An 11,167-nucleotide genomic window follows, 5' to 3' on the forward strand; every position below is an offset into this window, starting at 1 on the left:
ACAGAAATGAAGAAGTATTCTCTCATCCTTATCATATTCGCAATGGTGGTGTCGGCACGGGCGCAGAATCTCTCAGATACCATCGTGGTACAGCATGGGCGCGACATTGCGCCCTATGGGGCTATTGTCCCGACAGATTCGCTGGCATGGCACAACCGGTTTCGCACCGACGATGCCGATTACTTGCAGTCCCGTCCGTGGAAGGCGGCCCTTCAGGCGGCCGGTATCAATGTGCTGGTACATGGTTTCGACCGTTTCGTGTTGGGCGAAGACTTTGCCAAAGTGACGTTCAAGACCATTGGCCATAACTTCCGCCATGCGTTTGTGTGGGATAACGACCAGTTCTCTACCAATCTGTTTGCCCATCCTTATCATGGCAATCTCTACTATAACAGTGCCCGCAGCCACGGCCTTTCGTTCTGGCAGAGCGCTCCCTATGCGTTCGGTGGCAGTCTGATGTGGGAATTTCTGGGCGAGCAAGAGCCACCGGCCATCAACGACCTGCTGGCTACTACGTTCGGAGGAATAGCCATTGGCGAAGTTACCCATCGTATCTCGGCCCTGATACTCAACGACCGCACACGCGGCTTCCGTCGCTTTCTGCGCGAGTTTGGGGCTACGGTGGTGAACCCGATGCAGGGGATGGTAAGGTTGCTTGGCGGAGATGCGTGGCACATCAGGCACGAAAACTATCTCTACCACGATTACGAGCGGTTTCCGGTAGATTTCAAAACCACTGTCGGACTGCGCTATCTGGCCGATGACGGTGGCCTGTTCCGGGGTGAAAGCAATCCCTATGTGACCTTCTTTCTGGAGTATGGCGACCCTTTCAGAGAAGAGACGATGCAGCCCTACGACTACTTTGTGGCCAATGTGACGTTTGGCCTGTCGGGCAATCAACCCTTGGTGAATAGCATCCATCTGCTCGGTCGCCTTTGGGGAGTGCAGAATCAGGATTTTGACGGAATCCAGAGCCAGTTCGGTATCTTTCAGCATTTCAACTATTACGATTCCAGTCCGGTGAAGAACGGTACTTCGCTGACTCCCTATCGCATCAGCGAAGCAGCCTCGTTCGGTCCCGGAATCATCTACAGGTTTCCCCATGTGGGCAATCTGGAGCGTCTAGAACAGCGTGTATTTGTCAATGGAATACTGCTTGGTGGGACTAAAAGTGACTATTATAACATCATAGACCGCGACTACAACATGGGTAGCGGATACAGCATCAAGCTCAATACACAGATGGTCTTCCCACGTATGGGACTCTTTGCCTTCAATGTTGACTACTATCATATCTATACTTGGAAGGGATATGAACAGAAAGACCTGGCCACGGTGAATCCACTCTACCTGAATGCACAGGGCGACCGGGGCAACGCCGAACTGCTGGTGCTGAACCCTCTCTTCGTGTTCAGGCTGCGCAATGGCATGGGGGTGGAACTGAGTGGAAGCTATTTTCTGCGTACCACGCGGTATAAGTATTATGACAATGTGCATGCCCAGACATTTGAATTGCGCATGGGGCTGGTGCTGTAGTCGGCAAAATGTTAAACAAGGTCAATCTGTTTGACTTTCCCAGATATTTTGTAATTTTACAGGCTGTTATCAATCTTAAAAAACAAACTTTATGAAGAAAAATCATCTTGGTGTCGTTGCTGCTTTCATGGCGGCCACACTTCTTACTACATCGTGTGTAGGCTCGTTTGCCCTTTTTAACAAGCTCGCTAGCTGGAACAAGCGTGCTACCAACAGCAAGTTTCTCAATGAGCTTATCTTCTTGGTTATTTCACCGGCCTACGGAGTTTGCACATTAGCAGATGTACTCGTTTTGAATACAATGGAATTCTGGTCGGGGAGTAATCCGCTGGCCCAGAAAGTAGGGAAGACACAACAGGTGATGGGGCAAGACGGACGCTATTATGCCGTAAAGACACTGAAAGACGGCTACGAAATCACCAAGCCTACGGGCGAGAAACTCTTCTTCGTGTATAATGATGAGACCAAGACGTGGTCGCAAAAGCAGGATGGCAAGACCACAGATCTCTTCACATTCAACGACGACGGTACTATCCAGGCTCACTTGGGCGATGGTAAGGATGTGACCGTGACACAAGACGAGGCCGGTATCTACAAACTGAAGATGGCTACCGGAGAAGGCAATTATTGGGCCATGAGATAAAAATGGTGTGCTGACACCTTTCTGCGAAAGGATGGCAGCAACGGAAATAATTCGAATAAGAGGTAAGGGACGGGTAAGGAAGCCGGTCGCTTACCTCTTATTTTTTACTTTTTTCCTAAATATAGGATGGGTGTTTGGATGGGTGGATAAATTGAATTAACTTTGCACAAAACATTGATGAATGAATACAGAAAATACTGCGACAGAGAGAATGAGACATGGCCTCAGTGCTTCTGAGGTCGAGGAAAGCCGCAAGATACATGGCGAGAATGTGCTGACCCCACCTGCCAGGACTTCGCTTTGGAAACTATATGCCGATAAATATCGCGACCCGATTATCCAAATCCTGCTGGTGGCAGCCACGGTGTCGCTGATATTGGCCTTTGTGGAAAATGATTTTGTAGAGACCATCGGCATCTTTGTGGCCATATTCCTGGCTACGACGGTGGGCTTCTACTTCGAACGCGATGCCGCGCGGAAGTTTAATGTACTCACGGCATTGACCGACGAGCAGCCCGTAAAAGTGCGTCGCGACGGACAGGTGATGGAAATTCCGCGCCGCGATGTCGTCGTGGGCGATATCGTCTTGATAGAAGTAGGCGACGAAGTGCCTGCCGACGCACAGCTGATGGAGTCGGTCGACTTGCAGATAGACGAATCGTCGCTGACGGGCGAGCCTATTACGACAAAGCATGCCGACCCCAGTAAGGAGCAAAACAAATCTACTTATCCGGTCAACATCATCCTGCGCTCGACGATGGTGATGAGCGGTCAGGGTGTGGCCGTGGTGCGTGCCGTGGGCGATGAGACCGAGATAGGCAAGGTGGCACGTAAATCAGCCGAGACTACTGATATCAAGACTCCTCTCAATATACAGCTGAGCAAGCTGGCCAAGCTCGTTTCCAAGGTGGGAGCAGGAGTTTCCATCCTGGCTTTCGTGGCGTTCCTGCTGCACGATATACTCACCAATCCGGCTGTATGGCACAGTACTAACTATCTGCTGATGGCCGAGACGGTGCTGAAATACTTCATGATGGCCGTTACGCTGATAGTAATGGCCGTTCCCGAAGGATTGCCGATGGCCGTCACCCTATCGTTGGCTCTGAACATGAGACGTATGTTGAAGAGCAACAATCTGGTGCGTAAGTTGCATGCCTGTGAGACGATGGGAGCTGTGACGGTCATTTGTACCGACAAGACAGGAACGCTCACACAGAATCGAATGACTGTAGGCGACATGCTCATCGTAGACGGTGACGAGCGCGAGATGGCTATAGCGATAGCAGCCAACACCACAGCCGAGCTGAATGGAGACGAAGGTATAGGCAATCCTACGGAGGTAGCGTTGCTGAACTGGATGCGGAAAGAAGGGTTCGACTATGCCGAATTGCGTAGGGAACATCCGGTGGTGGAGCGTCAGCCGTTCTCTACCGAGCGGAAATACATGTCGACCACCGTACCCGGTGGTACAAGATTTATCAAGGGAGCCCCCGAAATTATCATGAAGTACTGCGACATGACCGATGAACAGCGGGCCGATATATCGAAGCGGTTGGCCGACTACCAGCATAAAGCTATGCGTACGCTGGCCTTTGCCAGAGGTTGCAGGCTACAGGGAATCACTGCGATTTCAGACCCGATACGCGAGGATGTGCCTGCGGCTGTGTCGGCTTGTGGCAATGCCGGCATCGAAGTGAAGATCGTAACGGGCGACACTGCCGCCACAGCAGCAGAGATAGGACGTCAGATAGGCGTCTGCGATGAGCGTACGCCTGGGGCAGCATTCATCACAGGAACGGAATGGGCTGCCCTCTCAGACGACGAGGCGTACGAGCGTGCAGAGCAGATACGTGTGATGTCGAGAGCCAAACCCACCGATAAGCAACGGCTCGTGGAGTTGCTACAGCGTCGTGGTCATGTGGTAGCAGTGACGGGCGACGGCACTAACGATGCTCCTGCGCTGAACTATGCGCACGTGGGTTTGTCGCTGGGAAGCGGTACGAGCGTGGCCAAGGAGGCGTCAGACATGACTCTGCTGGACGACTCGTTCGGCTCAATAGCCAATGCCGTGATGTGGGGACGGTCGCTGTATCGGAATATTCAGCGTTTCCTCTTCTTCCAGTTGGTAGTGAACCTTGCAGCCCTGTTGCTCGTACTGGGCGGTTCGGTGGTTGGAACAGAAATGCCATTGACCGTTACCCAGATACTCTGGGTGAACCTGATTATGGACACGTTTGCTGCTATGGCACTGGCGTCGTTGCCCCCTTCGCGTGAGGTGATGACCGAGCGGCCACGCAAGCAGAGCGATTTCATTATATCTAACAGCATGGCCCGCGGTATCATCTTCTGTGGAACGGCTTTCTTTGTGCTGATGCTGATATATCTCATCATCGTGGAGAGCCACGGAACGGCAGGAGTTGATATCCACGAACTGACCATCTTCTTCACCACTTTCGTGATGTTGCAGTTCTGGAATCTGTTCAACGCCAAGTGTCTGGGGTCGCATCATTCGGCTTTCCGTCGCCTGTGGGCCGATAAAGGATTGGGACTTGTGCTGCTCATCATATTGGGTGGGCAGTGGTTTATCGTCACGTTCGGCGGTAAGATGTTCCGCACCGTACCCCTCTCGGCTACCGAATGGCTCACGATTATCGGTGCAACTTCGGTGGTATTGTGGTTCGGCGAGTTGTGGAGATGGGGCTTGAGACTGAGAAACAAGCAATAAATGAGCAAAATAGAAATCATCGGACATCAGGTGAAACCATTGCTGCCAAGTGTGGCCACTGTCGGTTTTTTCGACGGAGTGCATCTTGGACATCGGTTTCTGATAGAGCAGTTGAGGGCCGAGGCAGCCCGTCGGGGCATGCTCTCTATGGTCATTACGTTTGCAAGACACCCAAGGGCTGTGTTGCAAAATGACTATGTGCCACAGCAACTGACACAGCATGAGCGTAAGCTGGAGCTGCTGGAACAGGCTGGTGCAGACTGTGTCGTGGTGTTGGATTTCGACCGCGAGATGGCCGGACTGACTGCCCGTGAGTTTATGAATCAGGTGTTGCGCGAACAACTGGGCGTGGGCTGTCTGCTGACAGGCTACGACAACCGCTTCGGACACAACCGGACCGAGGGCTTCGATGACTATGTAGGCTATGGCCGGGAGTTGGGGATGGATGTAGTTCGTAGCCGGGCTTTCGTGCTGGAGGGTGTCAATGTGAGTTCGTCGGTCATTCGGTCGCAGCTGCAAGAGGGCGAGATAGAATTGGCCAACCGCTGCCTGGGCTATCGTTACAGCATCGGCGGACGAGTGGTCCACGGCTTCCAGGAAGGCCGGAAACTGGGCTATCCCACTGCCAATATAGATGTAGAGGGTAGCGACCAGCTCGTACCGGCTATGGGTGTGTATGCTGTCAGGGTGCGCGTGGAAGGCGATTCGGCGACGTATGGTGGCATGATGAGCATTGGTACACGACCTACGTACAATGGCACGGACCGTACCCAGGAAGTGTATATCTTCGATTTCGATGGCGACATCTATGGGCGTAGGGTGGAAGTAGAGTTTATCAGGCGCACACGCAGCGAAGAACGATACGACAACATACGGCAGCTGGTGGAGCGATTGAAACAAGACGAAGTGGAAATAAGAACGATTTTAAGAGTATAGGAATGAATAAGACATTAAAGACAATACTGGATGTGGCATGGTATCTCATCGTGTTCATCCTGCTTCAGCTATTTGTGCAGTTTGCTACAGAGGCCATTGATATGGGTACTTCGGGTAAGAGCGCAACTGAAATCATGACGGCCTTACAGCATGGCTGGCTGCCCAGTGCGATGAATGTCATCGTGGCGACGGTGATAAGCAGTCTGCTGACCATCGCTATTTTCTATTGGCGCCGCTGGACACCCTGCTCTCGCAGCTATATAGCCACGCGCCCTTGGCTCACGCTGGTATGGGTGGCAGTGGCAACAATGGGTACGCTGATACCCTCTATATGGATGCAAGAGGTGCTGGAGATGGATATGCCCGACTACCTGGAGCGCATGTTTATCGGCATCATGAGCGAACCGTTGGGCTATGTGGTCATCGGAATATTAGCTCCGTTCGTGGAAGAAATGGTGTTCCGTGGTGCTATCCTGCGTCGCCTGCTGGGAGCGATGGGGCAGAAGTGGCATTGGGTTGCCATTCTCATTTCGGCAGTACTCTTCGGCAGTGTGCATGGAAATCTGCCCCAATTCGTGCATGCCGTGCTGCTAGGATTGTTGCTGGGATGGCTGTATTATCGTACAGACAGTATCGTCCCCGGCGTAGTCTTGCACTGGGTGAACAATACCATAGCCTACGTAGTGACCAATCTCATGCCCGGAATGGCAGATATGAAGCTCGTAAACCTGGCCGGTGGCAGTCAGGTGCGTGTATATCTGTGGTTGGCCTTCTCGCTCTGTATCTTCTTGCCGGCATTGTTCCAACTGCACATGCGATTGCCCTCGAAAACGGCAAGGAAAGGATAAAAACTCGGTGCAAAAACTTTTTCTTCAACAAAAGAGTTGTGTGTAAAACAAATTGCTTATCTTTGCGTGCGATAGGTGATTATGGGGAGGCATAAGTCAAAACAGTATTCTCTGTCATGTCGCACCGTCATATATCCCTCTCTATCGTAACAAATATTTATTAACCAATTACACAAAACTCAATGAAGAAGCTTTTTACTCTTTTGTGCTTATTGTTTACTATGATGAGCCAGACCGTTCTCGCAGGCGTGCCACAGCAAATCGCCTATCAGATTATGGTACTTGACCCTGCGACGGGAAAAATCAAAGTGAATGCCAACGTTGCCATTAAGGTAGAGGTACGCCAAGGTGGCGAGCATGGCACAGCTGTATTCAGCAAGGATTTCAACGTACAGACCGATAAACACGGTACTTGCAATCTGATGCTCGATATTCCTGCCGAGATGGATTGGTCGAAAGGCGACTACTATTTTGCCACATTGGTAGATGGTAAGGAGACGGGTGTGGCCAAGATGGCCAGCGTTCCCTTTGCCTTGTGTGCCCAGACACTGAGCGGAGTGATAACTCCGGCCGAACTCATCGGTACATGGGACGGTGAAGAACCTGCCGCTTCGCTCAATGACAGTCATGAATCTGATGGCATCGCCAAGCTTACCTATACCTTTAAGAAAGACGGTACAGGTACTCTTTACCAGAAAGAAGTTGATGGACAATATGAAGCAATCATTGAGGGTACGTTCAGTTGGACGTTGACACCGACAGGTATGTTGCTTCTGACGGATTATAAACTCAAGGAAACAGAGAATCGCAGTACACACCCTGAAGAACCGAAGCTTAAACATGTGAAGCCCTGGTATACGCCAGTTGTCAAGGTTGGCGAAGGTAAATGCTTCTTTACTGCGGTCGACCAGGATCGCCAAGAAGGAGTAGTTCTCACTAAAAAATAAGCCATCATGAAGCATCTAGCACTAGTTTCGCTCATGCTGGGAGCGGCTACGGGCTGTCTGGCCGACAACTATACCGTCATTGCCATGCCTGTAGTGGCCTATTCCACTACAGCAAACAGCCTTACCAGTATCGGAACACAGCCCGTAGTCTCGGCTTCAGGCGATGAAGCCCTTATCTTCATGGGTAATATTGTTCCGGCCGAACAGCAATATACCACGGATATAGCACGGCTGGAAAAAGAATTATTCTTGGTAGAGGTGACTGCGGACGGCATCAAAGTGACGGCAGATGAACATAAGCATGCAAGCGTAATCTTGTTTGACAGTGCGGGTCAGACTCTTGCTGCAAAGCGTCTGGAGGGCGGTCAGGCCAGTTTTGCCAAGCCTCGTCAAGGCGTGTATGTGGTCAAAGCGGGCCAGCGCGTACGCAAGGTTATCGTGCCATAAGCGCCCGTACACATGGTGTAGTACACAACAAGAGAGTGGGTTGGCACTCTACACATGAATCCTGTAATCTGTTATAGGCCCGAAGGGCTGCCCCTATACATCACCGGGGACAATCTGGCAAATGCTGAGATTGTCCCCGGTCTGTTTTTGTGCTGCTGTTACAGGGGGTAAGACTGCCTTTATATAGTCTGAAAAATAGCTGATGTCTTTGACAGAAAAACAAAAGGACAGAAGGGAAGGAAACATCAGAGAAGAACGAGCAAAAGCCATCGTTTCGGAGCAACCAATAACTAAAGGACTCATAAACTCACAAACTTAAAACCTCAACCCCACAACCTCAAAAAAGTGCAAGGCCTTGGCAACATCGCTGCAAAGGCCAAACAGCAATGTTGCAAAGCCCAGTCAGTAATGCTGCAAAGGCCTTGCACTTTTTTAAAGTAGACAAGTTGACGAGTAGACAGGTTGACAAGAAAAACTAAGAAAGCCATATCATTTGGTATTCTCAATATAATTTCGTATCTTTGCAACCGATTAAGATACCAAAAAACAAAACAGTATGACAAAAAAACACAAAAGGATTGTTAGATCAATTCTAACGTGTGCACTTTCTACCATCGTGTTTGCATCCTGTGGCTCTGATATGGTCGAAACTGCAAGTAATGGAGTAACAAGTAATCCTGCTGAAAAGAAAGTAAGCGAAGTTGTGGCAGAAAGAAGCTTTGCAAAGATTCTATCGGTAGCAGCAGCGAAAGATGCCTCTTTGAGAATCTTTCTCAAGCAAGAGGCACAAAAACAGTTTGACAAAGACTACGATGTATTTTATCCCTATGTCAAGGATAAGGTGATAAAACAGGGAAAGACACTGCGTGATATTCTTGTAGAATGTTCTTCAGAGGAAGAAATCAGTGCCATAGAAAACAGCGTACCTCTCTTGACTATTATGATTCCCGATTTGGGTAGCTTCAATGCTTTTAGCGTCAACAAATGGAATCCTTCTCAGGCTCAAATAGCCACAACCTATGCGGCAGGTAATGACAATTCCGTGTTCTTTGCCGAAGGTGACTCTCTGCTTTCTTTACCCGCAGGCAGCTTGCCTGACTTTCCATTCCTGGTTGTCAAAAGCAACGAGAGAATGAAGGTCGTCGGAAGTACTTCATCAACACGCGTAAGTAATGCACCATTGCACTATGACTTTGTAGACCCGGCATTTGATGGAACAAAAGTAAATCAAACTAGAACTTCTTATTATGACGAAGATAATTCAGAAGTTGCTCCTGAGGAGGTACCGTATTTGAAAAAAGAGCAACTTGACTCACGCTGTATAGAAGCCTACAACCTCGCAAAGAATAATAGATATTTGATAGATAGGGAATACATTTATTACAATCTTTCTCCTCAGAATCCGTCAAATGGAAAGTTAGACTCTCACGTAAGAGAAAAGCTTTATATGTTTAGAGTTTCTCCTAGTAAATATAGTCAAATTATAGACGAGCATTCAAAAGAAGATCCTAAACTAGAGAATGATGTATTCTATAAAAAATGGCATCCCTCGACAGAGCAGATCGCAAAAGATTTGTGGACAAATGGAGCTTTTGAGTTTGTCTTTCTATCGTATAAAGGGGGAAATAGCTTAGTGAAAACCAAACCAATTTCTGTAAAAGGCTCAGATTTGTTCTACATTAGTAAATTTCACGTGCGCTACAAGCATCATACTGCGTTCAGGCATAGCAAATGGTGGTACTCAACAACTCCTGACGACTTGAAAGGTAAGTGGGTAGATTTGTCCTCTATGGATATGTATATTGCTGATGCGTGGGATTTAACCAACACTCCACTTAGCTATTATATAAAGATTATTGAAAAAGATAATGGACAATTAAAAACAACAACGAATAGTTACACCGTAAGCTTTGTTGCTAAATCGGAATTTGGCTTGAGTGATGGTAAGGAACCCAAATTTAATTTGGGTTTTAGCGGTCAATCAACAACTCAAAAGACTTATACCGTCTCCTACCAATATAAGGATGAAGATGATGAGCTTGGAAATATCTTGCTCAATTTTAAAGATCCCGTCATCAGATCTGATAAGTATGCAACTTCAAAAGGGTATCAAGTGTATTCACTTAATACAGGCTCAATAGATCTTGTGATTGCACCGACAAGAATTAGATAAAATTATAGAAACATGGGACATCTTCAAAATCTAAAAGCTATAGTCTTAGTCATGTTAGTAGCTATGGCAACAGTATCTGTAACTTCGTGCAGTAATGACGATGAAACAAAAGAAGCCGTTTATCACCAGCACTACTTTCAAGGGAAACTCAACAATCATGATATCTCGATGAACGAGGTCAATGCAAACATAATGGCTGACAAATCTGATATGGACTTCAGTTCTGGAAACCAAACAGATATTCCCGCATGGTTTGATTGGGAAGTGACGTTGATGGAGACAAAAGACTCAGTCATCACGCTGCATCTACATATAGATGATGTGAAAAGGACCAACGAAGTGATATATTCTCCAAAAGAAAAAGAACCAATCAAGACCAATAGCACTTGCTACGCTACAGTCAAAGATTTGAAGAACAACACGACGTCTGTTTACCATCCTACACGCCTGGCACCCATCAATGTTGCATGGGAAACGTTTATGATGACGGTTGACAAAACCTATAAGAATTTAACAAAACAATATAACTCCAAAATTGAATTTACCGGGCATAGATGGGCTGGGATAAAAGGAAGTTTGTTTGGTACGCTAACCAGTGACGCCGATTCCAAATCTCCCTTGAAAATTAAGATGGAGTTTATATTGTACTAAGACTAAGCGTTATCTTTCTCAACAATAGGGCAAAGCTGAACATGATAGTTCAACTTTGCCCTGTTTCATATCTGTCAGTAGAGAATTCTATTTGCCCCTGCAACTCATAAACTTACTTGTGATGTGGAGTACCTCGCGGCACTCATTCTTCCTTGCACTTCCGGTCCTGTGGTTTACGCTTCGCTTCAACCGTCGGATAAAGAGGGAAGATAAAAGATGAGTGCCGACAGGTACTCCACACGACAAATAAGTCTTTGAGTT

At 48.2% G+C, this 11,167-nt stretch carries 9 protein-coding genes; all 9 read left to right on the top strand.

All coding sequences use genetic code 11. The features are described from left to right. Positions 1-6: 6 nt before the first annotated feature. Positions 7-1,536, top strand: a complete 1,530-nt coding sequence (locus tag ACZ42L_RS10150) for a DUF3943 domain-containing protein (RefSeq protein WP_464716021.1) — start codon at positions 7-9, stop codon at positions 1,534-1,536. A 91-nt stretch (positions 1,537-1,627) separates the two neighbouring features. Then, entirely contained in the window at positions 1,628-2,179 is a 552-nt protein-coding gene (locus ACZ42L_RS10155) for a DUF3332 domain-containing protein (RefSeq protein WP_464702684.1), read from the top strand. Positions 2,180-2,360: 181 nt separating this feature from the next. Further along, positions 2,361-4,904, top strand: a complete 2,544-nt coding sequence (locus ACZ42L_RS10160; protein ID WP_464716022.1) for a calcium-translocating P-type ATPase, PMCA-type — start codon at positions 2,361-2,363, stop codon at positions 4,902-4,904. Further along, positions 4,905-5,840 (top strand): bifunctional riboflavin kinase/FAD synthetase, encoded by a 936-nt coding sequence (locus ACZ42L_RS10165; protein ID WP_464716023.1) that lies wholly within the window; start codon positions 4,905-4,907, stop codon positions 5,838-5,840. A gap of 2 nt (positions 5,841-5,842) precedes the next feature. After that, positions 5,843-6,688 carry a lysostaphin resistance A-like protein gene (locus ACZ42L_RS10170; protein WP_464716024.1) on the top strand — a complete coding sequence of 282 codons (846 nt, stop codon included), beginning with the start codon at positions 5,843-5,845 and terminating at the stop codon, positions 6,686-6,688. Positions 6,689-6,870: 182 nt separating this feature from the next. Next, positions 6,871-7,635: a hypothetical protein gene (locus ACZ42L_RS10175; protein ID WP_464716025.1), complete on the top strand. Its 765-nt coding sequence runs from the start codon at positions 6,871-6,873 to the stop codon at positions 7,633-7,635. 6 nt (positions 7,636-7,641) lie between these two features. Next, positions 7,642-8,082 carry a hypothetical protein gene (locus ACZ42L_RS10180; protein WP_464698890.1) on the top strand — a complete coding sequence of 147 codons (441 nt, stop codon included), beginning with the start codon at positions 7,642-7,644 and terminating at the stop codon, positions 8,080-8,082. A gap of 556 nt (positions 8,083-8,638) precedes the next feature. Then, the gene (locus tag ACZ42L_RS10185; RefSeq protein ID WP_464716026.1) at positions 8,639-10,255 is read left to right on the top strand and encodes a hypothetical protein; all 1,617 of its coding nucleotides are present in this window, start codon (positions 8,639-8,641) and stop codon (positions 10,253-10,255) included. 12 nt (positions 10,256-10,267) lie between these two features. Next, a complete protein-coding gene (locus tag ACZ42L_RS10190; RefSeq protein ID WP_464716027.1) occupies positions 10,268-10,906 on the top strand; it encodes a hypothetical protein in 639 nt (212 codons plus the stop codon). Positions 10,907-11,167 lie beyond the last annotated feature (261 nt).

It is taken from the genome of Prevotella mikamonis (assembly GCF_055381405.1).